We start from the raw sequence: 26,986 nt of genomic DNA, 5'->3' as shown, positions 1-26,986 counted from the left end.
AACGAAATAGTTTCCGGCTATTTGTTTTTTAGTTGTCTTATTTTAATATTTAATGCAGCAAAAAGTAAAGTAGTAAAAGGACTTAACCAGTTGAAGATGGCATATAAAAAGTACTCGGATACACCAACACCTAAAACTCCAGATTGGTATGCGCCACAAGTATTCCAAGGAATAAGTACCGAAGTTACAGTTCCAGAATCTTCCAGCGTTCTACTTAAATTTTCAGGAGCTAAACCTTTGTCTTCGTATGCTTTTTTAAACATTTTTCCAGGGATAACTATTGCTAAATATTGATCACTAGCAATAGCGTTTAAACCTAAACAGCTAATTACAGTACTAGCAAATAAACCAAATACGGTAGTTGCTAATTTTAATAATTCTTTGGTGATTCTTGACAAGGCGCCAATAGCATCCATGATACCTCCAAAGACCATAGCACAACAAATTAAGAAGATAGTCCAAAGCATACCTTTCATTCCTCCAGCGCTAAACAAATCGTTTAATTTTTCGTTATCTGTAGTAATTTGTGTGTCGGTAAAAATAGCATTTGTAATTGCTGTAAAGTTAGAATCGGATAAACCATTTAAAACATCCATTTGAAAAACAAAAGCAAAAACAGCAGCTAAAAGCACACCAGCACCAAGTGCGATTAAGGGTTTTGTTTTTAGTAATATTAAAGCAATAACACCTAATGGGACCAAAAATAATAAAGGTGAAATAGTAAAGGTGCTTTTTATGCTAGCTAGTAATCCGCTAATATCTGCACTTCCTGTAGTATCAATAGTTGCACTCATAATTGAGAATGCAATTAGTGTAATAATAATGGTAGGCACTGTTGTGATGGTCATGTATCTAATATGGGTAAACAAATCGGTTCCAGCCATAGCAGGAGCAAGGTTAGTGGTATCACTTAAAGGCGACATTTTATCTCCAAAATAAGCACCTGAAATTACTGCTCCGGCAATCATTCCTGGATTGATGCCTAAGGCAGTACCAATACCAACGAGTGCAATACCTACAGTTGCAGAGGTCGTCCAAGAACTTCCAGTAGCCACAGAAATAATAGCACAAATAATTACAGAAGCTGGTAAAAATATCGCTGGACTTAATACTTGTAATCCGTAATACACCATTGCAGGAATTACACCACTGACTAGCCAAGTTCCTGCTAAAGCACCAACAAGAAATAAAATCATAATGGGTACAAAAACACTTTTAAGGTTTTCCCAAATCTCTTGCACCATAATTAAAGGCGTCACTTTATTAAATAAACCATCAATAAAAGCAACAAAACCTCCAATTAATAAAATGATTTGGTTGGAATATTCTCCAAACATTTCGCCATCCGCAAAAAAGATATTATACGCTAATAAGCTCATTAAGACGACAACAGGAATAAGTGCTTCCCATATATTAAGTTCTTTGTTATCTATGATTTTTTGGTCTTCAATATTAATTTCGGAAAGATTATCGTCTTCTTGCATGAATTTGGTTGGTTTAAGAAATGTAATGTTACGATTTTCGTATAAAGTATGCAAATGGAATAATAGAACCTTTTATATGATGTTTAAATGCTTTTTATATCTCTAGAGGATGGAAGAACATATGACGCTTTTTTACAAAATTAAATCTCTTTAAGCATGATCAATGGCTACCTGTATCTCCTTTTTAATAAAAGCAGGAGTCTTTTTTTTTTGTTGTATGTAGCTTGTGTTTAGTGGTTTGTGGTGTTGTTTTGTTTGCTATGGATTGTTGTGTTTTATGCTTTTACAAAACCTAAAAAATGTGTACGGTTTTATAAGATAAAAGATTATTTTTGAAGTCCAAATCAATAACTTAATCTAAAATTATGAAAAAAATTACATTAAATTCTTTATTAATTTTATGTGCCTTATTATTAAATAACAGCATGTATTCTCAAACATTAATCAAGCAAGAAGGCTTTGAGGGTCCTGATTATTCAGGATATACTACTTCTACACCTTTTTTTGACTATCCAGGTAGTGATTATTTTTTAAGAGGAAATAATGACAGTACTTGTCTTACTTGTTGGACGAATATTTCAAATTACGAAGGTTCTAATTTCTTACTATGGGAAGATTTTGATGGCTATGTTGGTGGAGATGGCACAATAACAATTACACTAGATCCAATTAATATTTCTAATTATTTAAATATGGAGCTTAGTATTGGAATGGCAGCACCAGATGCAACATATAACAGATACGAAACACAAGATTTCATAATGGTGGAATACCAAGTGGATGGCGGAGCATGGATACGAGCGCATTATGCTTCTGGAGGACCAGAGGGAGGAAATACATCAGGAAGATTTAGGTATGATGATAATCGTGATGGTTTTTATAATGCTTCGGAAACAGTAATTGAAACATCTATGGTGTCCTTTAATGCGAATTTAAATAGTATTTCAGGGTATAGTGTAGCTGGTAGCTCTATGAATATTAGGGTTACAGCATTAAGTGGTGTACAAGAAGAAATGGCTATTGACAATATTCGTTTAACAGGAACATTCACTTTATCTGCAGAAGAGAATGCAATGGAGAGTTTGGCTGTATATCCAAACCCTGCTTACCATACAATTACATTAAGAAATCCAAAGCAATTGGTTTTAAACAACCTGAATTTATATGATTTAAGAGGAAGGCTAGTAAAATCGATTCCTTTAAATTCTGGTTCTTTAGAAGAAACTATGGATGTTTCTAATTTAGAATCAGGAGTTTACTTATTAGAAATTCAAAGTAATAATGGAACACTTGCTAAGAGAATAATTAAAAAATAAGGATACTAAATACGTTAGTAGTACTACCATTAAAAATCCGTTGAAAATATCGCAACGGATTTTTTTATGCACTATTATTTTATTTCCTTGTTTTAAGAAATAGATTAGAATTAAACCATTTGCTATTATAGAATATCTAATGATTCCATGCAACCTTTCATCATTTCATAAGTACGTTCAATATCTGCATCTAATCCGATAGAAAAACGAATTAAGCCATCACTTAGTCCCATAGCAACTTGTTCCTCTTCAGGTATTTCTGAAGAAGTAGAACTTCCAGGAGCAGAGAATAATGTTTTATAAAACCCTAAACTAACCGCTAAATAACCAAGGTTTTTTTCTTGCATTAATTCCATTAAAGCATTGGCTTTATCAATAGAACCAACATCGATAGTTAACATACCACCAAAACCATATTTATCATTCATCATCGATTTAAATAAATCATGAGAAGGATGTGATTTTAGTCCAGGATAGACTGTTTTTAAACCTAAATTTTCAAATCTTTCCGCTAAATAGGATGCATTCAAACTGTGTTGTTGCATTCTAATATGTAAGGTTCTCAAGTTTTTTAAAACCGAAGCTGCGCGTAAACTATCCATAGTAGAACCTAGAAGCATACATGCACCATCGTTTACATTTCGTAAATCATTGATAAATTCTTGGGTACCACAAACCACACCACCAACGGTATCAGAAGAGCCATTGATGAATTTGGTTAAACTGTGAATAACTACATCTGCGCCTAATTCTGCAGGAGAAATAGATAACGGTGAAAAGGTATTATCTACTACTAGTTTCAGGTTGTGTTTTTTCGCTAATTTTGCTAATCCTACAATATCTGCAACCTCTAATAAAGGGTTACTTACCGATTCGCAGTATAAAATTTTTGTATTGGAAGTAATAGCAGCTTCCACGATATCTAATTTTGTAATATCTACAAACGAAGTAGAAACATTAAAACGCGGCGTAAAGTTTTTTAGGAAGGCGTAGGTTCCTCCATAAATTGTTCTACTAGAAACAATATGATCTCCAGAACCACAAAGTTGCAAGATTACAGGTGTAATTGCACCCATTCCGGAAGCAGTAACATTCGCCGTTTCTGTACCTTCCATGGCAGCAAGTGCTTCGCCTAAATATAAATTAGAAGGCGTAGAATGACGGGAATATAAATAGCAACCATCTGCATTACCTTCAAAAGTGTCGAACATGGTTTTTGCCGATAAGAACGTATAGGTAGAAGAATCTGAAATGGAAGGGTTCACACCTCCAAATTCGCCAAAATATTGAAGATCTTGTATGTTATTTGCTGGTTTAAATGCCATAATAGTAATTGGTTTTAGTTTATATAAATGTAAATTACCATCTTATTAGATTAATAATCAATATATGATTGGTTATTTAGATTTTAAATCTGTATTTTGTTATTTTTGTGGTTTTATAATAATAAAGAATAGAATTATTTCTGTTTTTTCTGAAAATTTTTCAATATGACTTTTGACGCAATCGATAAAAAACTAATTCAGCTTTTACAAGAAGACAGTAAGCAGACCAATAAAGCGCTATCTAATAAATTAAATCTTTCGGTTACTGCAGTGTATGAAAGAATTAAAAAACTTGAAAATCAGGGCGTTATTAATAAGTATGTTGCTTTGGTGAATAAAGAAAAAGTGTCCAAATCTTTTGTTGCTTTTTGCCATGTAAAACTTACGCAACACACACAAGATTATGTGATTAAATTTGAAAAAGAAGTGGCGGATTTACAAGAGGTTTTAGAGTGTTATCATATTAGTGGAGATTATGATTACCTTTTAAAAGTACTGGTAAAAGACATGGAAGCTTTTAGAGAGTTTATGGTAAATAGATTAACTAAAATTAATCATATTGGGAGTACACATAGTATGTTTATGATTAATGAAGTGAAGCATACTACAGCAATTACAGTATAAGTTTAAAACATATTTTTTTCTTAAAATTATGAATTAGAGGAGATTCTAAAATGATATAAATAGTATATTTAAAGTGTAATAAGCTGGTTAAAGGTTTATTTTATTGTTAATCAGTGATATACGAATTTTATGAAAAAACTTTTACTTCTTTTTACGCTTACTATACTTTTAGCTTCTTGCTCTAGTGCAGAAAAATTCAATCAGCAAATAACATCTTTACATTCTGTTGAAAGTTTACAAAACGATGTAGATAAAACATATACCCAACTAAAGCGGAATCATCCTAATCTTCATTTATATATTTCTGAAGAACGCTTAGATTTTAAGTTTGACAGTTTAAAGAAAACCATAAACAAACCATTAACTACCTATGCGTTTTACACAAAATTAGGACCCGTTATAGGTAGTATAAGACAAGGCCATATTAGTTTGTTTGCGCCAAAAAAACACTTGAATAGAAAAGATTATAAAGCATTCCTTAAAAAGAAATTTACGTTTAACGACTTAGATTTTGATTACTTAGAAGACAGGCTTTTGGTTACCAATACAAGATCGAAAGATTCTTTTTTGATAGGAAGTGAAGTGGTTAAAATAGAAGACGAAGAAATTTCGGATTTAATAGCTAAGATCAAAAGACAAATCACGTCTGATGGTTATAACACCACATTACAGGATAGAGTTTTAGGAAAAAGATTTGCTGCGTATTACAATAGTGATAAATATTTTATAGATAGTTTACAGGTTACTTTTAAAAAGGAAGACTCTTTGTTTCAAAAGGTTTTTAATCGTGTAAATAAAGAAGAAATAAAGAAAGATACCATACAGAACGATAGCATAAAAAAAGAAGTAGTTGTTAAACTTACCAAGGAACAGCGTAAAGAAAAGAAACAAAAAGCAAAAATTAAGCGAAAGCATAATGTGTTATATGGTTATAATAAAACAAGGGATGAGTATATTCGAGATATAGATTTTATAGGAAAGGATAGTAGCGTTGCATACATGAAAATAAGAGGTTTCATGGGAGGGGATATAAAGAAGTTTTATAAAGAAGTTTTTAAAGAAATAGATTCCGTAAAGGCAGAAAACTTAGTAATTGATTTACGTGATAATGGAGGAGGAAGTCTTGCCGAAATTGCAGAATTGTATTCGTACTTAGCAGATGAACCCTTTCAGTTTCTTAAAGCAGGAGAAGTAAATAGCAGAGTGCCCTTTTTAAAAATGGCAATGTCGAATACTTCTTCTACCGGATTAAAATTTTTTGTAGGTGTGTTTTCTCCGATTATTGTAGTCCATAATTGGCTTAAAACGAAAAAAGAAGATGGTAAATTATATTATAAATTTAAGCAAAGCAAATTAGCAGAGCCTAAAGAAAATAATTTTAAAGGAGATGTTTATGTGTTAATTAATGGACATTCGTTTTCGGCATCTTCAGTTTTGTCTAATCAATTACAAGCAAATAAAAGAGCTGTTTTTGTTGGAGAGGAAACCGGAGGAGCATACAACTCTACCGTTGCAGGTATTTTTAAAGTCTATGAATTACCAGAAACGAAACTGAAAATTAGAATAGGTTTAATGGAGTTAGAAACACCACATAAACAAGAGCCAGGCGGTTATGGTGTAAAACCAGATCATGTAATTTTACCAACCATTAATGATAGAAGAGAAAACAAGGATCCAGAATTAAATTGGATTTTAAATACGATTGAAAGTAAAAAAGAGTAATATTTTAACGATAACAGCTTTTTTATGAATCGCATTATTTAACGCTATTTTTTGTACATTTAATTATGCAAGCTACCCTTTATAGATATATAGAATTATTCATTATTTTTATACTACTACCTGTAAGTTTTATATGGAATTACTCTGTTATAATAAAACTTATTTTAGGTGTAGTTGGCTTTGGTTATGTGCTTTATATTTTACTTAAAGTAGAAAAGAATAAATTTAAAATAAACCCAAATTTAAACTGGAAACGCTTTTGGAAAATGACTTTGCTAAAGTTGTTGTTAATAGCAGTAATTACTACGCTTTTTGTTTGGTTTACAAGTAAAGAAAGTCTTTTTAATGTGGTGATAAATAAGCCTTTTTTATGGCTTGGTATCTTGTTTTTTTACAGTGTTTTTTCGGTATATCCACAAGAGTTGTTATACCGAACTTTTTATTTTCAGCGGTATCAAAAATTGTTTAAAAGTGAGGCGTTATTTTTTTTAGTAAATGCTATTGTTTTTTCATTAGCACATTTGTTTTTCAAGAATATATTAGTACTAATCATGACTTTTTTAGGAGGATTACTTTTCGCAATAACCTATAAAAAAACGAAGTCTACGCTATTAGTGTCTATAGAGCACGCTATCTACGGTTGCTGGTTATTTACCGTTGGTATGGGAGAAATGCTTGGGTTTCCTAGTTAGATTATTTTTTTTTAAATTGCTTGATGTTTCCAAATGCTTACTAATTGATTTTTTATGAAATACGCGCAAATCAAACTATTTTACAAATCTATTTTCGAGTCTTATGACTCACCATCTTTAGAAACGCATATTCAAAAAATTATAGATTTAGATTTTTATCTGCCTTATAGCTCCACTTTTTTCTGTATAACAAATACCCAAGACCTTACTTTTGAATATATAAGTAAGAATTTTAATTCCTGTTTAGGCTTAGATACAAATGATTTAAAAGCAAAAGGAATGCGATACTTTTGGAGCAGAATTCATCCAGATGATATTGATATCTGGTTGCGTGCTTTAAATAGTTTAATGGAATTTACTATTGGGGAAATACCTGCTGATAAAAGGCAACACGCAAATTACACATGGAATTACCGATTTAAAAATGCCAAAGGAAATTATGTAAATATTGTTCAAAACACAACACCTTTAGCTTTTGATTCGGATATGAAACCTATTATCGGTTTAGCACATTACACGGTTTTAGATCCTAATATAAAAATGCAAATAACAGCTTCAGCAAAGTTATTAAACGATCAAAAGGAATACGAAACCATCTACTTTAATAACCATTCGCAAAAATTACTAGAAGGCGGAATAAGTAAAAGAGAACGCGATGTTGTTCGCTTATTAGTGCAAAATCAGACCAGTAAACAAATTTCAGAAAAATTAAATATCAGCTCACATACTGTAGATACACATAGAAGAAACATTCTAAAAAAGTTAAACATATCTTCTACAGGAGAATTAATAGGAATGCTAAAAACAAATAAGAATTTAATTTAACGTTTTTCTTACAAATTACTCAAATTGAGTATTGTATATCATTCGTAATTCTATGTAATTTGTATTGCTATTAATCAGTTTTTATAAATAAGCCTATTCTTTTCAAAATGTATTTTTTGAATTATGGAGTGGGCTTTTTATTATTCTTCCTTTAAAAAAGTATTCTATTAAATTTCATTAATTGTAATTCGCAATTCATAAATCAATGTTGTACTTTTGCTTTAGTTTCCGCGAAAGTGGAAATTTTTTAAATATAAAAAGAAATTATTATGAGTAAATACGATGTAGCAATAATAGGTTCAGGACCTGGAGGATATGTAGCAGCAATACGTTGCGCACAATTAGGAATGAAAACTGCAATTATCGAAAAATATTCTACACTTGGAGGAACCTGTTTAAATGTTGGTTGTATACCAAGTAAAGCGCTTTTAGATTCTTCACATCATTACGAAGATGCTGTCAAACATTTTGAAGAACATGGTATCGACATTCCGGGAGAAATAAAAGTGAATTTAAAGCAAATGATTGCAAGAAAGCAATCTGTTGTAGATCAAACTACAGGCGGAATTGATTTCTTAATGAAGAAAAATAAGATTGATGTTTATGTTGGTGTAGGAAGCTTTAAGGATGCAACACATATTACCATTACTGGTGAAGAAACAACAGAGATTGAAGCTAAAAATACGATTATAGCAACAGGATCTAAACCATCTACATTACCATTTATAAAATTAGATAAAGAACGCGTAATCACTTCTACCGAAGCTTTAAAGCTAAAAGAAATTCCAAAGCATTTAATCGTAATTGGTGGTGGCGTTATCGGTTTAGAACTTGGTCAAGTATATAAAAGATTAGGAGCAGAAGTAACGGTTGTAGAATATATGGATAGAATCCTTCCTACAATGGATTCTGGTATTTCTAAAGAATTAAACAAAGTTTTAAAGAAGCAGAAATTTAAGATTAATACTTCGCATAAAGTAAAATCTGTAGAGAGAAATGGCGATGAAGTTATTGTGAAAGCAGATAACAAAAAAGGAGAAGAAGTAACTTTTACAGGAGATTATGTTTTAGTTTCTGTTGGTCGTCATGCATATACAGATGGTTTAAATGTAGAAGCTGCTGGAGTAAAATTAACCGAAAGAGGTAAAGTAGAAGTAAATGAGCATTTACAAACTAGCGCTTCTAATATTTACGCTATTGGTGATGTTATAAAAGGAGCAATGCTTGCACATAAATCGGAAGAAGAAGGTGTTTTTGTTGCCGAAACTTTAGCCGGACAAAAACCACATATCGATTATAACTTAATTCCTGGTATTGTGTACACATGGCCAGAAGTAGCTTCTGTTGGTAAAACGGAAGAGCAATTAAAAGAAGCAGGAGTAGATTATAAAGTAGGTCAGTTTCCAATGCGTGCTTTAGGTAGAAGTAGAGCGAGTATGGATTTAGACGGATTTGTAAAAATTCTTGCAGATAAGTCTACAGACGAAATTTTAGGAGTACACATGGTTGGTGCACGTGCTGCAGATATGATTGCAGAAGCAGTTGTAGCTATGGAATACAGAGCATCTGCGGAAGATGTATCGCGTATGTCTCATGCACATCCAACATTTACAGAAGCAATTAAAGAAGCAGCGTTAGCAGCTAACGATAGAGCTTTACATATCTAACACAAGTTCCTGCGAAGACAGGAATCTCATTATAGAAAATGACCAACTTGATTACAAAAAGTAATTTAAGTTGGTCGTTTTTATTTATTTAATATTTTTCCAACAACGCTAAAACCTCCTTTTTATAACTTCTACTAATTGGCAACGCTTTTTCTTTTATAGTAACATGCTCGTTGGTAAATGAAGTAATGCTTTGTAAAGAAATTATAAACGATCTATGGATTCGTAAAAATGTATTCGAAGGTAACTTTGCTTCAATCGCACTAATCGTTTCCCGAGTAACAATGGTTTCGTTTGCTAAATGAATCTTTATATAATCGCTATAACTTTCTACATAAAGGATCGCTTCAAAGTCTACTTTTAGCATACGTCTGTCGGAACGGACAAACATAAAATCGGCTGTTTCTGTTTCTTTTGCTGTCTCTACTTTCGTAGTACTGTACACTTCAAAATAGGTGTTTACCGCTTTTAATAAACGTTCAAACGGAATGGGTTTTAATAGATAATCGACAGCCTGTAATTCAAAACCTTCAACCGCATAATCTCTATAAGCCGTGGTGAAAATAATCTTAATGTCTTTGTTTATCGATTTAGCAAAAGAGATTCCAGAAATCTCTGGCATATTAATATCCAGAAAAACCAAATCGATGGTATGATTACTTATTACATTAAAGGCTTCCATCGCATTACTGCAACTTGCGACAACGTTTATATTGTCGATTTTAGAAAGATGCGTAGCTATAATTTCTCGAGCAATAGCTTCGTCATCAACAATCAGGCAGTGTATGTTTTTTTGATCTTGCAATTAGTCGATATTTAGTTTTAAAGCTACTTTAAAAAAGTTTTCCGAAGTATCAATTTCTAAGTCGTACTTATTCTTATAGAGTAAATCTAACCTTTTTTTTATGTTCTGCAAACCGATACCTTTATTTGCGTTTTCGGGAATAGCACTTGTGTTTTTAATGGAAAAAAGAATGTTTTCTGGAGTGGTAGCTAAATCAATTTCAATTTTTAGAACGCCATTTTTTATGCTTCCATGTTTAAAACTGTTTTCTATAAACGGAAGCAAAAGCATGGGTGCTATTTTGGTGGTTTCGTTAATCGCTTCACTATTAAAAGTAATATCTAGTGTCTTATTAAAGCGCATTTTTTCTAAAGCGATATAATCTTTTATATGATTTATTTCATCCACTAAAAGCACAAAAGGTTTATCTACTTGATATAGTAAGTAATCCAATAGATTAGAAAGCTTCAATATCATTTCTGGCGTTTCATCTGCTTTTTTTAAAGCGAAACCATACATGGTATTTAAGGTGTTAAACAAAAAATGTGGATGAATCTGCATCTTTAAATAGTGCAACTCTTGTTCTTTTAATTTTAGCTGACTATCGAGAATTTTAGTTTCTAATGCTTTTGTTTTTTCGGCATGGTTTAAATTCAATTTTAATAATTTAAAAGCACTAACCAAAACCACCACGATGTAAACCGCTGTGGTAATTAAAATAATATTTCTCGTTAACGGATTCATATCCGCATACTTAAAATTGGATACATATATCAGGCTAAAAAAAACGGAAACCATGATTAGATATCCCGAAATAATTATCGTGTACACGCTGTATAAAACAAATCGGAAATAGCGTTTAGTGACTAAATAATCTGGTATTAATTTATAGATAGAAACATAGGTCGTTGCTATGGTTATTGGTAATAAAAATAAGGAAAACGTTAAGGTCCCTTCATAGTTTTTACTACCAACACCAAAAAAATAAGTAAAGAACAAGAGCACAACACCCCAGAAAATAATGTGAAGTGTAATTTGGCCTGTTTTATTTAAAATGTCTTTTTTGGTAAACATCTAGAGGTTTAATTTATCCGTTGTCTTTTTGGTTTACATTTTGTCAATTCGAGTGGATTTCATGTTTTTTCGAACATGAAATTTGTATCGAGAATTAGTAATTTATTTTAAATAGTAATTCTTGTAAACGATTTTTCTATCGCAAATTACTCGAACTTAATAATGCATATTATTTTATATAAAAACATACAGTCTTTGTAATTTACAATAATACTATATTTTTTGCGCCATTATATTTTTTGTAGACGAATAACAGATTTAGTACTTGTTTTAACCTTCCCGTTAATACCATTGCTAAATTGGTAGTCTATCGCATTTCTGTTTTAGAACGAATAAAGTATTTTATGTTTGCTCTATGTTTAATTAAAACCAATACTTATGAGATTTTTAACCATTCAAATTGCAGATCGTTTTGAAGAAGGAGGATTCTTTATGATGACCTTAATACTAATCTGTTTATTACTTTCTATTTTCTTTTTAATTAAAGGATTTATGGATGTAAAGAAGAATAATGCTGTTTCCAAAAAGATGCTAAAACTAGCAACAGATAGTAGTCTTCTCGGATTGGTGATTGGCTTTTTTGCTTCTGTTTTCGGATTAATTTCGGCTTTCGATTCTTTAGAAGCAATGGGAAATGCAGATCCAGCGGTTTTTGCCGGAGGACTAAAAGTGTCTTTATTAACAGCGCTATTTGGGTTGCTAACTTTTATTATTGCTAGAATTGGAATTCTTCTTTTAAGAGCATTGCAAAAAGAGTAATTATATTATAAAATACCTGCAAGGTTTTTTTAACCTTGTAGGTATTTAAAATGAAAAAAAAACTATAATTCCCGTATTAAATCTCGAATACGAAGGCGTTTATTGTAGTTGTGTTCATTAACATCTCTAACAAAACAGAAGATACTTATTTTTTTGTTTTCTACTTTTTCAGAAAGTTGTGCTACGGTAAAAGGTCCAAATTCTTCAGCTTTTTCAATATAGTAAAACTCGTGATCCGATATTAAACTAGCCGCTTTTCCCTTATATTTATTATGAAGAAATTGCTGTACGTCTTCCAATGTGTTTAATGTTTCCGAACAACGGTCTTCGTTTATAAAAACTGCACAATCGTCTGTTTGTATTCGGTTTAAAACTAAAATATCGTCGTCTTTAAAATATGCTTTTACGGTAGTTTTTCCGTCTTCCGTTTCAATAGAAAAAGTGTTTTTTACATCGATACACCAAGAAGTTTCTGAGGTGTTTTCGTTTTCTATAATATGAAGTGTGTTTTCATCTTTAAAAATATAAACCGCTTTTTTATTGGTAATGCCATTTACTAAAACCCAATTCTGATTTAAAAACAAATCTTCATAATGGGTGTCATGATGAAAAGGTTCTAGGTTAGGAAATAAATTAAAAATAGCAGTTGACATGAAATACCTTTAGTTAGTTTTAAGTGTAACGAAAACGGAAAGATAATATTTTATTAGAAAAATTCCATGACCGAAGACCGAAGACAAATGATGGATGCTATAATGTACAAACAGCCTAATAAAAACACCATGTTTTATTGGATTACAATTCTTCTAATTAAAATAAATCAGCAATAGAAGCAAAAACAACTGTACACTGCGACTGAACACGGAATACTATTTTTTCTTATTCTTATTATGCTTTTGGTAATTCTTATCCCCACGCGTTTTAGGTTTCTTATACTTCGCGGCAATTTTAAATTTGTACGAACCTCCTAAGTTTTCTTTCGAATTTTTTTCCGATTTTTCATGGAAAGCAGGTCCTGGAGCATCCTCGTCTTTTAAACGTTTATGCGGATTGTTACGTTCTTTTATCTGTGGTCTTTCTTCTTCTATTAATTCATCCGAAATAACTACTTCATCAGGAATGGCTAAATGCGGAATTTCCATTTGCATTAATTCTTCGATAGTTTCTAAAGAATCTTGCTCTTTTTCCGTAGTAAAAATAATAGATTGTCCTTCACGTTCTGCACGACCAGTTCTACCAATTCTATGCATGTAGTTTTCAGGGAAATCTGGCGTGTCAAAATTGATAACATGACTTACATTATCAATATCTAATCCACGAGCCATTACATCTGTAGCCACTAAAATTCGATTAAAACCTTCTCTAAATTGCTCAATACTTCGCAATCTGTAGTTTTGTGTTTTGTTCGAGTGAATCACACAAAGTTCTTCATGAAACTCTTCATCTAAAGCTTCAAACAAACGGTCGGCCATTTTCTTATAAGCCACAAAAATTAAAACTTTATTATACGCTTCGGTATCTTGAAGCAAGTGTTTTAATAGATTCAGTTTGGTATGAAAGTTAGGTGTCGTATATTTTGTTTGTGCAATATTATCTAACGGTGTACCAGAAACAGCAATAGAAACGCGTTCTGGTTGGATAAAGAAATCATTAATAAGTTCACTAACATCTTCCGTCATAGTTGCAGAAAACATAATGTTCTGTCTTTTTTCTGGAAGGATATCAAAAATATTAATAAGCTGATGTCTAAAACCTAAATCTAGCATCACATCTACTTCATCAATCACTAATTTCTGTATCGATTTTAACTGTAAAACTCTAGATAAAGCTAAATCGTACATTCTACCAGGAGTAGCAACAAGAATATCAATTCCTTCTGCAATAGCCTGCTTTTGGGTGTTAATATTCGTTCCTCCATAAACACCTAAAACACGATTGTTTATGTATTTAGAAAGCTTTTCAATTTCATCCACAACCTGAACAACCAATTCTCTAGTTGGTACTAAAACTAAAACTCTAGGGTTTTCTTGTCTAGAATAAGACAAGTTTTTTAGAATAGGCAACATATAGGCAAAGGTTTTTCCTGTTCCTGTTTGTGCGATACCAACCATATCCTTTCCGCTAGAAACCACATTAAAGGCTTCTGCTTGAATAGGTGTAGGAATGGTAAAACCTAAATCATCTAAAGCGTTGTATAAAGGTGTGTTTAAATTTAAATCTTGAAAAGTACTCATGGTTTTGTTATAAGCTGCAAAGCTACTACTTATATATTAATTACACTAAATGCGCTTTATGTATTTCTATGGTGTATTTCGCTTTAAATTTGCGGTTTGCATCTAGCTTCATAATGCCTTCTTTAGTGGTTATATCTTGGTTTGTGGTTTCGGTATCTGCATAACCTAACCAAGGTTCTATACAAACATAGTCGGCATTTGGTTTTGCCCAAATACCTAAATGCGGAAAATCGGTATGGGTTACCGTTAAAATATCTCCTTTTGTTTTGCTGTGTAGCTTTACTTTTCTAGATTTTAAATCTTTAAAAATAAGCGCATCTTTTTTAAATAAATTATAATCTAAAGGTATTGCGTTAGTGTCTTTAAAAACGGGTTTTGTACGATTAGAAATCAAACCATTTTCGGTATTTAATAAATAAGTTTCTGCGGTTTCGCTATGTTCAAAAAGGAGGCTGTAGTCGGTATATTTTTCATCTGTATACACCGGACATTTAAAAGCTGGATGTCCGCCAAGATTAAAATACATCGTCTTTGTATCGAGATTGCAAATTTCATGATGTACTATTAATTGGTTGTTTTCTAAAGTATAACTTATGGTATAGCTGCATTTAAAAGGATACATTTTCAGTAGCTCGTCATTGTATGTAAGCTGAAAAGCAAGGCTGTTTTTCGTTTCTTTAATGCATTTTATATCCGTATTATGCCTAATAAAACCATGTTTTGGCATGGTATAGGTTTTGCCTTCAAAAATGTATGTATTATTTTTTAAAGCACCAATTACAGGAAATAGGTTAGGAGCAAAGCTTCCCCAAATATTAGGGTTTGCGTCCCACATAAATGGCGTGTTGTCTTTACGGAAGAAATTTCGCAAAGTTCTGCGCCAATTTTTTTAATAGCAATCTGTAGTAACTCGTTGGATATCTGATACATTTAAGAAAGGATTTAATCTAATCCCGAAAAGATATTATTTTTTAACTATTCTGATTAACTTTACACGTAATATTTTTTTATTGAGAACAACAACAAAACATAAACCAAAGTCGATAGAAACCTTCAAGCAACAGTTGTTGCTATGGAGTCAGCAATTTGATGATGTAGTTTGGCTAGATTCTAATAGTCATACATCAAAATACTCCAGTTATGATGCTGTTTTAGCTGTAGATGCTTTTACTAGTATACAAACCGATTATACCAATGGTTTTGTGAAGCTGAAGGAATATCAATCCATTACCAACGATTGGATTTTTGGGTATCTAACCTACGATCTTAAAAACGATGCAGAGGAATTAGAATCTGCAAATTTTGACGGATTACAGTTTCCGGATGTATACTTTTTTCAACCAAAAAAAATATTTTTAATTAAAGGAAATACGGTAAAGATTAAATATCTAAATGCGGTAGATGATGAATTGGAAGAAGATTTAAAAGAGATTCATTCTTTAACCGAATGTCACACGGAGCCCTTCGACTGCGCTCAGGGTAAACTCGATCGAAAGGTCTCAGAGAAGCCTATCAAAATCAAACTCCGCATTCACAAAGACGAATACTTCCGTAAGCTAGACAAAATGCTTGCACATATCCATCGAGGAGATATTTATGAAGCTAATTTTTGCCAAGAATTCTATGCCGAAGAAACAGAAATTAATCCGCTAGAAACCTACAATAAGCTCAACGCTATTTCGCAAGCACCTTTTGCTACTTTTTTAAAGTGCAATGATAAATACTTACTGAGTGCTTCGCCAGAAAGATATATTAAAAAGAAAGGCAACAATATTGTTTCGCAACCTATAAAAGGAACTGCAAAACGAAGCGCCAATCACAATGAAGATCAAGCTTTAAAATACGAATTAAAGCATGACGATAAAGAACGAAGCGAAAACATAATGATTGTAGATTTAGTCCGTAACGACTTGTCTAAAACTGCAAAAAAAGGAAGCGTTAAAGTCAAAGAATTGTGTAAAATATATTCGTTTGATCAAGTGCATCAAATGATTTCTACGGTAGTTTCTAAAGTAAAAAAAGAGACACATCCTGTAGATATTATGCAAACTACTTTCCCAATGGGAAGCATGACTGGCGCACCAAAAATTTCAGCAATGCAAATTATTGAAGATTTAGAAGAAACCAAACGTGGCTTGTATTCTGGTGCTGTTGGCTATTTTTCGCCAAAAGGGAATTTCGATTTTAATGTGGTTATTCGCAGTATATTATACAATGCTACCAATAAATATGTTTCGTATTCTGTTGGTGGAGCAATAACGGCAAAAAGCGTTCCTTTAAAAGAATATGAAGAATGTTTGGTGAAAGCAAAAGCAATGCGTGAGGTTCTAGAAAATTAATTTATATGGTACATAATACATTTCCGTTAACAATTGAAAAACAGGTTATACATGCCGAATATTGGCAACCAGAAAATCCAAAAGCAACCGTAGTTTTACTCCACGGTATGGGCGAACATTTAGGCCGCTATAACCCTTTTGTTATCCCAGAATTAACCGCAAATAAGTATGCGGTTTTGGCTTATGATCAAATCGGACATGGAAAAACAAAAGGGAAACGCGGACATGTTTCTAGTTATCAATTGCTATTAGATTGTTTAGATATTGCCGTTTTAGAAGCTAAAAAACGCAATCCGAACCTACCTGTTTTTGTTTACGGACATAGTATGGGAGGAAATGTGGTGATTAATTATGCTTTAAAAAATCCATCGCAAATTAAAGCCGTAGTTGCTACTAGTCCGTTGCTACGCTTAGCCTTTAATCCGCCAAAATGGAAAGTGTCTTTAGGTCGTTTTATGCTTAATATCTTGCCAGGTATTACCCTACCAAGCGAATTAGATGCTTCCGGAATTTCTAGAGATAAAGCGGAAGTAGCACGTTATCAAAAAGATCCGCTGGTTCACGATAAAATTAGTCCAATGTATTCTTTTCCTGTTTTTGATGCAGGCGAATATGCTATTGCAAATGCCAACACCTTAAATCTTCCAATGCTAGTTTGTCACGGTACAGGAGATAAAATTACTAGTTGGGAAGCTTCTAAAGCTTTTACCGATAATACACCAAAAGCAGATTTGAAGCTTTTTGAAGATGGCTATCATGAACTGCATTATGATTTTTGTAAAGAAGAATTAATGGAGTCCATAATTGCATGGCTAGATGCTGAAGTAGAAAAGGGGTAAGAGGAAAAGGCAAAAGGGAAAAGGGATAAGGCAAAAGAGAAAAGAGAAAAGAGGAAAGGGGAAAGAGGAAAGAGGAAAGAGGAAAGAGGGAAGAGGGAAAAGGCAATAGAGGAAAAAGGTCTTTTTAGAAAAGAAAAAAAGCATACAAAAAGTTAAATGCTTAAATTTGATAAATGAAAAGTTATAGAGATTTAATCGTTTGGCAAAAATCGGTAAACATGGTTACTCTTGTTTACAAGCTTTTAAACGATTTTCCTAAAGATGAAAAATTTGGGCTTACTTCTCAGATAAAAAGAAGTTCTGTTTCTATTTCTTCAAATATAGCAGAAGGCTACGGAAGAAATTATACAAAAGATTATATTCGTTTTTTAAACATTGCTAGAGGTTCATTATTCGAAATGCAAACGCAATTACAAATCGCAATCAACTTAGGTTTTTTGAAATTAGATGATTTAAACGAAATAAATAACTTGTCATTGCAAATAGAGAAAATGCTTAATTCATTAATTAAAAAAATCGCAATCTAAACTTATGCCTCTTTTCTTATGCCTATTAAACTTTTAAATACCTTTAAAGAACATATAAACCAAAATCTTCCTTTCCTACAAGAAAGTAAACTCCTTATTACTATTTCTGGAGGATTAGATTCTGTGGTTTTAACGCATGTATGCCATCAATTAAATCTTAATTTTTCTTTAGCACATTGCAATTTTAATTTACGCGGAAAAGAAAGTGATGGCGATCAAGATTTTGTAGAACAATTGGCAGCAGATTTACAAGCAGAAGTTTTTATCCAACATTTTGATACCAATACTTTTGCTGAAACGCATAAAATCTCTACCCAAATGGCTGCTCGAGAATTGCGTTATAATTGGTTTCAAGAGTTAAGTGAGCAACTACAATTTGATTATATTTTAACAGCACATCATGCAGATGATAATCTGGAAACCTTTTTAATAAACCTAACTCGAGGTACAGGATTAGACGGATTGACAGGGATTCCGGAAGTGAATGAGAATATTGTAAGACCATTACTTAAATGTACTCGAGAAGAAATAGAAAGTTTCGCAAAAGCAAATAAATTTCAATGGCGAGAAGATAGTAGTAATGCATCTACCAAGTATTTACGAAACAAATTACGTCATGATGTAATTCCTGTTTTAAAGGAAATGAATGCCGAATTACTTCAAAATTTTGAAACCACACAAAACAATTTACAAGATGTCAAAAGCATTATTGAAGATGCGATAACAAGCGTGCAGAAAAAAGTAGTTTCGGTAGAAGGTGAAATCATAAAATTCAACATTAAAAAACTTCAGAAGTTATCCAACACCAAAGCATATTTGTTTGAATTGCTTAAGGGTTTCGGATTTACAGAATGGAATGATGTTTATAATTTATTAGAAGCGCAGTCCGGAAAACAAGTGTTTTCTAACACACACCGATTATTAAAAGATAGAGCATATTTGTTGTTAACCGAAGTGGATGATGACCTTTCGAGTGAAGTCGATACATCTATTTCAATTTCAGAAAACGATACCGAAATAGAAACACCCTTAGGCGTTTTATCTTTGGAATCCACAGAACAACTTACCGAACGAAACAAAGCAATAGTTTATATAGATAAAGATTTGTTAAAATTTCCGCTAACCGTAAGAAAATGGGAAAAAGGCGACTATTTTTACCCTTTAGGCATGCAAGGCAAAAAGAAGCTGAGTAAGTTTTTTAAAGACGAAAAGCTTTCGTTACTAGAAAAAGAAAAAGCCTTAGTTTTGTGTGCTAATGAAGATGTCGTTTGGATAATAAACAAACGTACCGACAATCGTTATAAAGTCACAGAAAAAACAAAAAACATATTAAAAATCACATTACAATAATGAAGCATTTTTTATTAGTAGTACTTACTTTTTTTTCACTTAGTCAATCTTTCGCACAACTAGAACCAGTAAAATGGTCTACTGCTGTCGAGAAAATTTCAGAAACAGAATACAATCTTATTTTCAATACAGAAATAGAAGATCATTGGCATTTGTATTCACAACATTTACCAGAAGGTGGCGCTTTGCCAACAGAATTTGAATTTGATTCTATTGCGCAAACACAAGACTATAAATTGGTTGGTAAAGTTTTAGAAAGTGAGAGTATCACGAAGTTTGATAAGGTGTTTCAAATGGATTTAACCTATTTTGATGGTGCTGCTACTTTTACACAGAAGATTGAACTTCTAAATCCAGAAGTAACTTCTATTTCTTCCGAAGTATTTTTTCAAGCTTGTGATGATGAAAAATGTATTTTTGAAAGTGAAGTACTAACTTTTAATCTATCTAAAGATTCAGCAACAGCTATAACTACAACAACTTCTATAGATGCAAGAAGTAAAGAACTATCCGATAAATTACAACTTAACGTTACCGGTTGGGAAAAATATGAAAAAGAAGAAGTTAAAGAAAAATCCAACTTCGGTATTTTTATTCTTGGTTTTCTTGGCGGATTAATAGCCTTATTAACACCTTGTGTGTTTCCTATGATTCCGTTAACGGTTTCCTTTTTTACAAAAAGTGCAAGCAATTCGCAAAAAGGATTAGCAAATGCCATGCTTTATGGTTTGTTTATTTTAGTGATTTATGTGCTTTTAAGTTTACCATTTCACTTTTTAGATTCGTTAAATCCAGAGATACTAAACACCATTTCTACTAATGTATGGTTAAATATTATCTTCTTTATCATACTCGCATTTTTTGCATTCTCGTTCTTTGGTTTTTATGAAATCACATTACCAGCATCTTGGGGAAATAAAATGGATTCCGCTTCTAACGTTGGTGGAATAATCGGTATTTTCTTTATGGCATTAACGTTAGCTATTGTTTCGTTTTCTTGTACAGGACCAATTTTAGGTTCGCTATTGGCAGGATCCTTAACTAGCGATGGTGGCGCAATGCAACTGACTATGGGAATGACTGGTTTCGGACTAGCATTAGCATTACCGTTTACTTTATTTGCGATGTTCCCAAAATGGTTAAACGCATTACCAAAATCTGGTGGTTGGTTAAATACCGTTAAAGTGGTTCTAGGATTTTTAGAATTAGGAATGGCTTTTAAATTCTTATCTAATGCCGATTTAGTAAAACATTGGGGACTTTTAAAACGGGAAGTATTTATTGGTATCTGGATTGTTCTAGGAATTGGTTTATTATTGTATTTATTAGGAAAAATTAAGTTTCCACATGATAGTCCGCTTAAAAAATTAAGCTTCGGTAGAATTTCTTTCGCTGTTTTAGTAGGTGCATTTGTAGTGTATTTAATTCCGGGTTTAACCAATACCGAACACGCAAACTTAAAGCTGTTAAGTGGTTTTCCGCCACCTTTACCGTATAGTTTATATGAAAAAGAATCCGATTGTCCTTTAGGCTTAAACTGTTATAAAGATTTAGAAGAAGGCGTTGCTGCAGCTAAAGCGGAAAACAAACCAATCATGTTAGATTTTACAGGTTGGGCTTGTGTGAATTGCCGTAAAATGGAAGAACAAGTTTGGAGTAAAGACAAGATTTATAGTGTGTTAAATGAAGAATATGTTATTATCTCTTTATATGTAGATGATAGAAAAGAATTGGAAGAAAATGAACAATTTCAGTTTTTGAGCATAACGGAAGCATTAAAAATATTAAGACTATTGGCGATAAATGGGCAACCTTACAAACGCTAAATTTCCAAAATAACTCACAACCATTTTATGTGTTATTAAACCATGATATGGAACTCTTAAATCATACTACGGCGTATACTCCAAATGCGGATGAGTACTATGATTGGTTGGTTAAAGGAGTGGAGAATTTTAAGGAGTAACTAATTCCTGAAGAAGCAGGAGTCTTATGATTAGAAATATGAATTTTATATATTAGATTTTGAACCTTCCAATTTTGGAAGGTTTTTTTTGTATCTGTTAGTTTTTTAGAAATTTATGTGTATTTTCAACTCTCAAAATTAAAAAAGCATGAAAATAAAATACATTTCTTTACTATTTCTATTCTTTATCCAATTTACTTTTGCACAAATAGGGTTTCAAGATAATATTCTTAATTCGGAAAATGTATATCCCGGCTATACCAATGGTTTTGTTCATTCTAATGATATCGATGGGGATGGAGATATGGATTTAGTCGTGATTTTGGGTAATGGTAAGGAAGTTGCTTGGCTAGAAAACTTGGATGGACAAGGAGATTTTGGAACACCGGAAACGATAAGTTTAGCGTCTTCTGGTTTTAGAACAGCCTATGCTCTAGATGTGGATGGTGATGGTGATACAGATGTTATTTCTAGTAGTGATGAATACATTACTTGGTATGAAAATACAGATGGATTAGGGACTTTTATTAGTCAGCAATCTATACCATTTGATGCATTTAGTATTAGTTATGCCGATTTAGATAATGATATGGATTTAGATATTGTAGCTTCTAATTATCAGGATAGCAAGTTGGTTTGGTTTGAAAATACAAATGGATTAGGAATGTTTGGTTCGGAACAAATTATTAACGATGGTTTTACAATATTATCATTACACATTACAGATGTGGATAACGACAACGATATGGATATTATTGCTGGTCGTGATAATGAAAATTTATACCTATATGAAAATACCGATGCTTTAGGAGATTTTGGACCTTCTCAACTCATTGGGGCCACACAATATAATGCAGATTCTATTTCTTCTATAGATTTTGATAATGATGGAGATTTGGATCTAATTACAGTAGATGGCTCTGTTTCTGGTACTATAATTTGGTATGAAAACCAGAATGGCCTTGGAGATTTTGCAGATGGAATAAATTTTGGAACCGGAGGAGTGTTTATGGACGTTTCAGATATAAATAATGACGGGTTTATGGATATAATTGTAAGTGGAGGTTACAACCATTCTTCCATCTACCACATAAATAATGGCACAGGAGGTTTTTCTAGTTTTGTAAACTTCTTAAATACGTATTCGGAAGGAACCACGAACATATATGCAACCGATTTAGATGGAGATGGAGATTTGGACGTCGTTAAATACTCGGAACAATACGAAACAATTTCATGGCATGTGTATTTAGATGGACAACCAGATTATGGTTCAGAGAAAGTTATATTAACGAATGTAGATACACCAAAAGAGGTGATAGCTTTTGATATAGATGGAGACGGTGATGAAGATATACTTTCTAGGTCTTTAAATAATTTGGCCTGGTTTGAAAATACAGATGGGAATGGTCTTTTTGGTAATATAAGGTTTATTTCAAGTGATTATTGTTTTTTTATGTTTCCTACAGATGTAGACAATGATGGAGATAAAGACCTGCTTTGTTCGTATGGTTCTAGGTTCTTTTGGATTGAATATACAGGTAGCCAAAATTTTAGTATACAACATGAAATTGATGATAATACAGTCGTGAGATTTATAGATGTAAATGATATAGACGGTGATAATGATTTAGATATTATTGCGTACAAAACAAATCAAATCTTATTATATGAAAATCTAGATAGTCAAGGTTCTTATAGTGCACCTCAAGTTCTAATTGATAATGTAAATGTAATTGGCAATGGATTAAAGATAGCAGATATAGATGGTGATACGGACATGGATATTGTTTATGGAGAATATAATCTTATTTCTTGGAGTGAAAATACGGATGGAAATGGAGCTTTTGGAATTCCGCAGGGGATCGCTTCAGGTGTTGAGGATTTGCATTCTATTTATGTTATAGATATAGATGGTGATAATGATTTAGATATGGTATTCGGTTCCGATGATCGTAAAATAGCATGGTATGAGAATTTAGATGGTTTAGGTGCATTTGGTAGCCAAATAATAATAGCTTCAGATACCAATACTTCAGCTGTAGTAAGTTCTATTTTTCCAGGTGATGTAGATGGTGATGGGGATATCGATATTTTATCTACCTATAGTGTTTCTAATTATTCCGGAGAAGTACGTTGGCACGAGAACATAGACGGTCAAGGAACTTTTAATAGCGAACAATTGGTGTCTACAAGTATTGGGCGACCAGTATCACTTTTTTCTAGCGATATAGATAACGATGGAGATATGGATGTGGTATCTGCAGGAAAAAACTTTGATAATATTACGTGGTATAAAAACCTAAACCTTTTAGGTAATGAAATAAACGGTTCAGTTCGTTTCGATATAAACAATGATGGTTGTAATACTAGTAATATGGAATTGCCAAATGTAATGATTCAAAGTAGTAATGGAACAGATGATTTTGCAACATTCACCAAAGAAAATGGGAGTTATCAAATTGCTGTAAATGAAGGTGATTTTGTAACTGCTATTTCAGGCTTGCCAAATTATTTTTCTTCTAATCCGGTTTCAAATTCTTCTAGTTTTTCTGGACTGGGAAATACAGATATATCCAATTTCTGTTTATCATCTAATCAAACAATTAGTGATTTAGAAATTGCTATCTATTCCCCTTTTAACGATCCAAGACCAGGTTTTGATATTACATACAGAATAGTGTATAAGAATTTAGGAACTACACAATTAAGTGGGGATATAACCTATACGTTTAATGCTAGTAAAATGCAGTTTTTAGGTGCTAACGAAACAGTCGTTGCACAAACGGCAAATAGTTTAACTTTTAATTATGCAGATTTAAATCTATTGGAAACAAGGAACATAGATTTACAATTTAATGTGTTTGGTTCTCCTACAACTAATATAAATAATACATTAGTTACCACGGCCACTATAAATCCAGTTTCTGGAGATAATATGCCAGACGATAATGTGTTTACATTAAACCAAACCGTAATTGGTTCTTACGACCCTAACGATATTCGAGTTTTAGAAGGGGAAGAAATTCTAATAGAAGATGCCGATAAATATTTACATTATATCATTCGTTTTCAAAATACAGGTACTGCAAGTGCGATTAATGTAAATGTTGAAAATATTTTAGATGATAAATTAGATTGGTCAACCATGCAATTAGAAAGTTTGAGTCATGCTGGTCGTGTAGAAATAAAAAACGGGAGTGAGGTAAACTTTGTTTTTAATAATATCAACTTAGCAGATAGCACCAATGATGAACCAAACTCGCATGGATTTATTGCCTACAAAATAAAACCGAAAAGCGATGTAGCTATTGGAGATATTTTTTATAATACTGCCGATATTTTCTTCGATTTTAATCCTGCAATTGTAACAAATACAGTTAGCACAGAAATTGTAGAAAATTTATCTGTTGGAGAATTTAATAGGAATACTTTTTCAATTTACCCAAATCCAACAGAAAATCAATTAACTATTAAGAGCAAATACCCTCTAAATAATATTACGGTTTTTGATATTAATGGTAGAAAAATTAAAGCTATAAAACTATCAAATCATACATTACAATACCAATTAGATGTCGCTAGTTTATCTAACGGAATGTATTTTATAGAACTAGTTTCTGGAAACGCTAAACAAACTCAGAAGTTTATTAAAAAGTAGTTTTGCTAAAACATAATAAAAAAAGCTTCCGTTTTTAAGGGAAGCTTTTTTTTTAATTTAAATCTGTAGTTTTATAATTATAAGTAACTTGTCATGCTGAGCTTGTCGAAGCATCTTTTTTCCATTCTTAAATTTAATTTTGAAAACCATTTTCATGAAACTACAAGGCCAAATAGTAGACATACAAAACAAACGCATATATAAAGGAGAAGTTACCATTATAGCTGGTAAAATTGAATCTATTGTAGAAAAAGAACATGACGCTAATCATTTCATTCTTCCAGGTTTTGTAGATGCACACATTCATATAGAAAGCTCTATGTTGGTGCCAAGCGAGTTTGCTAAACTAGCAGTACAACATGGTACAGTTTCTACGGTTTCCGATCCACATGAAATAGCAAATGTATTAGGTGTTGCAGGCGTGGAGTTTATGATTGAAAACGGAAAACAAGTGCCGTTAAAATTTAATTTTGGAGCACCAAGTTGCGTACCAGCAACAAGCTTTGAATCTGCAGGAGCGATTATCGATTCGGAAGACATTAAGAAATTAATGGAAAATCCAGATATTAAATATCTCGCTGAAATGATGAATTATCCGGGCGTTTTATTTGATGATGAAGAAGTCCTGAAAAAAATAGCACACGCAAAACAAAACAACAAACCTGTAGATGGTCATGCTCCTGGCGTTCGAGGAGAAGATATTACCAAATATATAGCAGCAGGAATTTCTACCGATCATGAGTGTTTCACCCTTGAGGAAGGTTTAGAGAAACTGCAAAAAGGCATGAAAATTCTAATTCGTGAAGGAAGCGCAGCAAAAAACTTTGAAGCCTTAATTGATTTAATGCCAGAACATTTTGAAAACATGATGTTTTGTAGTGATGATAAACATCCAGACGATTTAATTGTTTCCCATATCAACGCTTTATGTGCAAGAGCAATTGCCAAAAATATAGATGTGTTTCAAGTATTGCAAGCAGCATGTATCAATCCGGTAAAACATTATAATCTAGATGTAGGTTTACTACAAGTTGGTGATGCTGCAGATTGTATTGTAGTTGAAGATTTAAAGGAGTTTAAAACCCTTCAGACTTATATTGATGGTGCATTGGTGTATGACTTCGGAAAAGTACATATTAAAGATGTCGCTTTTAAAAACCTTAATAATTTCAATACGGAAAAGAAAACCGTTTCCGATTTTAAATTCGATTCTTCCGCAGAAAAAATTAGAGTGATTGAAGCTTTAGAAGGACAGTTAGTAACTAACGAACTTATTGAAGAAGCAACTATAGAAAACGGAAACTTAGTTTCTAATACCACAACAGATATCCTAAAAATGACGGTTGTAAATCGCTATAACAACGATAAGCCAGCAATTGCGTTTATAAAGAATTTCGGATTAAAAGAAGGAGCAATTGCAAGTTCTGTTGGTCACGATTCCCATAATATTATTGCTGTTGGCGTTTCTGACGAAGCGATCTGCAAAGCAGTAAATCTAATCATTGAAAACAAAGGAGGAATTTGTGCAATAAGCGATTCTGAAGAGAAAATAGTAGCACTTCCAGTGGCAGGAATTATGAGCGATCAAGATGGCGCAACTATTGGTAAAGATTATGCAGCGCTGGATAAAATGGCAAAACAATTAGGGAGCACATTACATGCGCCTTATATGACTTTATCTTTTATGGCTTTACTTGTGATTCCGGATTTAAAACTAAGCGACAAAGGACTATTTAGTGGTACCGATTTTAAATTTACTAGTTTAGAAGTGGACTGATTGGTTTATTTATTTATTTAT

The 26,986-nt window shown here is 32.3% G+C and carries 20 protein-coding genes and 1 pseudogene; 14 read left to right on the top strand and 7 right to left on the bottom strand.

Annotation, left to right across the window (positions count from 1 at the left end; translation table 11 throughout):
* Positions 1–17: 17 nt before the first annotated feature.
* A complete protein-coding gene (gene nhaC / locus AMD28_RS06730; RefSeq protein WP_055443390.1) occupies positions 18–1,484 on the bottom strand; it encodes a Na+/H+ antiporter NhaC in 1,467 nt (488 codons plus the stop codon).
* A gap of 365 nt (positions 1,485–1,849) precedes the next feature.
* Here nhaC and AMD28_RS06725 point away from each other — a divergent pair, with 365 nt between their 5' ends.
* The gene (locus AMD28_RS06725) at positions 1,850–2,800 is read left to right on the top strand and encodes a T9SS type A sorting domain-containing protein (protein WP_055443389.1); all 951 of its coding nucleotides are present in this window, start codon (positions 1,850–1,852) and stop codon (positions 2,798–2,800) included.
* A gap of 125 nt (positions 2,801–2,925) precedes the next feature.
* Here the strand turns inward: AMD28_RS06725 and AMD28_RS06720 are convergent, their stop codons facing one another.
* Positions 2,926–4,125: an aminotransferase class I/II-fold pyridoxal phosphate-dependent enzyme gene (locus AMD28_RS06720; RefSeq protein WP_055443388.1), complete on the bottom strand. Its 1,200-nt coding sequence runs from the start codon at positions 4,123–4,125 to the stop codon at positions 2,926–2,928.
* A 165-nt stretch (positions 4,126–4,290) separates the two neighbouring features.
* Between AMD28_RS06720 and AMD28_RS06715 the strand changes: the two genes are divergently transcribed.
* From AMD28_RS06715 to lpdA, 5 genes are all read left to right on the top strand, one after another.
* Positions 4,291–4,749, top strand: a complete 459-nt coding sequence (locus AMD28_RS06715; protein ID WP_055443387.1) for an Lrp/AsnC family transcriptional regulator — start codon at positions 4,291–4,293, stop codon at positions 4,747–4,749.
* A 129-nt stretch (positions 4,750–4,878) separates the two neighbouring features.
* Positions 4,879–6,471 carry a S41 family peptidase gene (locus tag AMD28_RS06710; RefSeq protein ID WP_055443386.1) on the top strand — a complete coding sequence of 531 codons (1,593 nt, stop codon included), beginning with the start codon at positions 4,879–4,881 and terminating at the stop codon, positions 6,469–6,471.
* Between the two features lie 65 nt (positions 6,472–6,536).
* Entirely contained in the window at positions 6,537–7,163 is a 627-nt protein-coding gene (locus AMD28_RS06705) for a CPBP family intramembrane glutamic endopeptidase (protein ID WP_055443385.1), read from the top strand.
* 54 nt (positions 7,164–7,217) lie between these two features.
* On the top strand, positions 7,218–7,988 hold the full coding sequence (locus AMD28_RS06700) for a LuxR C-terminal-related transcriptional regulator (protein WP_055443384.1): 771 nt from the start codon (positions 7,218–7,220) through the stop codon (positions 7,986–7,988).
* A 269-nt stretch (positions 7,989–8,257) separates the two neighbouring features.
* A complete protein-coding gene (gene lpdA, locus AMD28_RS06695; RefSeq protein ID WP_055443383.1) occupies positions 8,258–9,655 on the top strand; it encodes a dihydrolipoyl dehydrogenase in 1,398 nt (465 codons plus the stop codon).
* 88 nt (positions 9,656–9,743) lie between these two features.
* Here the strand turns inward: lpdA and AMD28_RS06690 are convergent, their stop codons facing one another.
* Positions 9,744–10,460, bottom strand: coding sequence for a LytR/AlgR family response regulator transcription factor (locus AMD28_RS06690; RefSeq protein WP_055443382.1), 717 nt, complete (start codon positions 10,458–10,460; stop codon positions 9,744–9,746).
* Complete coding sequence (locus AMD28_RS06685) at positions 10,461–11,513, bottom strand: sensor histidine kinase (RefSeq protein ID WP_055443381.1); 1,053 nt, start codon at positions 11,511–11,513, stop codon at positions 10,461–10,463.
* Positions 11,514–11,891: 378 nt separating this feature from the next.
* On the opposite strand from AMD28_RS06685, the gene AMD28_RS06680 reads away from it, so the two are divergent.
* On the top strand, positions 11,892–12,272 hold the full coding sequence (locus AMD28_RS06680; RefSeq protein WP_055443380.1) for a MotA/TolQ/ExbB proton channel family protein: 381 nt from the start codon (positions 11,892–11,894) through the stop codon (positions 12,270–12,272).
* Between the two features lie 62 nt (positions 12,273–12,334).
* Here AMD28_RS06680 and AMD28_RS06675 read toward each other — a convergent pair whose 3' ends face one another.
* The 3 genes from AMD28_RS06675 to AMD28_RS06665 all read right to left on the bottom strand — a co-directional run bounded on the left by AMD28_RS06675 (position 12,335) and on the right by AMD28_RS06665 (position 15,377).
* On the bottom strand, positions 12,335–12,925 hold the full coding sequence (locus AMD28_RS06675; protein WP_055443379.1) for a hypothetical protein: 591 nt from the start codon (positions 12,923–12,925) through the stop codon (positions 12,335–12,337).
* A 216-nt stretch (positions 12,926–13,141) separates the two neighbouring features.
* Positions 13,142–14,506, bottom strand: a complete 1,365-nt coding sequence (locus tag AMD28_RS06670; RefSeq protein WP_055443378.1) for a DEAD/DEAH box helicase — start codon at positions 14,504–14,506, stop codon at positions 13,142–13,144.
* A gap of 40 nt (positions 14,507–14,546) precedes the next feature.
* Positions 14,547–15,377, bottom strand: a complete 831-nt coding sequence (locus tag AMD28_RS06665; RefSeq protein WP_338035230.1) for an aldose 1-epimerase family protein — start codon at positions 15,375–15,377, stop codon at positions 14,547–14,549.
* A gap of 139 nt (positions 15,378–15,516) precedes the next feature.
* On the opposite strand from AMD28_RS06665, the gene pabB reads away from it, so the two are divergent.
* The 7 genes and pseudogenes from pabB (at position 15,517) to ade (ending at position 26,965) form a co-directional block, all read left to right on the top strand.
* Entirely contained in the window at positions 15,517–16,845 is a 1,329-nt protein-coding gene (gene pabB, locus AMD28_RS06660; RefSeq protein WP_055443377.1) for an aminodeoxychorismate synthase component I, read from the top strand.
* Positions 16,846–16,850: 5 nt separating this feature from the next.
* Positions 16,851–17,684, top strand: a complete 834-nt coding sequence (locus tag AMD28_RS06655) for an alpha/beta hydrolase (protein WP_055443376.1) — start codon at positions 16,851–16,853, stop codon at positions 17,682–17,684.
* A gap of 173 nt (positions 17,685–17,857) precedes the next feature.
* Entirely contained in the window at positions 17,858–18,211 is a 354-nt protein-coding gene (locus tag AMD28_RS06650) for a four helix bundle protein (protein WP_055443375.1), read from the top strand.
* A gap of 18 nt (positions 18,212–18,229) precedes the next feature.
* Complete coding sequence (gene tilS, locus AMD28_RS06645) at positions 18,230–19,561, top strand: tRNA lysidine(34) synthetase TilS (protein ID WP_055443374.1); 1,332 nt, start codon at positions 18,230–18,232, stop codon at positions 19,559–19,561.
* Positions 19,561–21,527, top strand: a pseudogene (locus AMD28_RS06640) (protein-disulfide reductase DsbD family protein). The gene tilS and the pseudogene AMD28_RS06640 overlap by 1 nt, the downstream one beginning before the upstream one ends.
* A 148-nt stretch (positions 21,528–21,675) precedes the next feature.
* A complete protein-coding gene (locus tag AMD28_RS06635; protein ID WP_055443373.1) occupies positions 21,676–25,188 on the top strand; it encodes a T9SS type A sorting domain-containing protein in 3,513 nt (1,170 codons plus the stop codon).
* 154 nt (positions 25,189–25,342) lie between these two features.
* Positions 25,343–26,965, top strand: a complete 1,623-nt coding sequence (gene ade / locus AMD28_RS06630; RefSeq protein ID WP_055443372.1) for an adenine deaminase — start codon at positions 25,343–25,345, stop codon at positions 26,963–26,965.
* Positions 26,966–26,986 lie beyond the last annotated feature (21 nt).

The sequence above is a fragment of the Lacinutrix himadriensis genome (assembly GCF_001418105.1).
Lineage (GTDB): Bacteria > Bacteroidota > Bacteroidia > Flavobacteriales > Flavobacteriaceae > Oceanihabitans > Oceanihabitans himadriense.
This window is presented reverse-complemented; position numbering and strand designations above follow the sequence as displayed.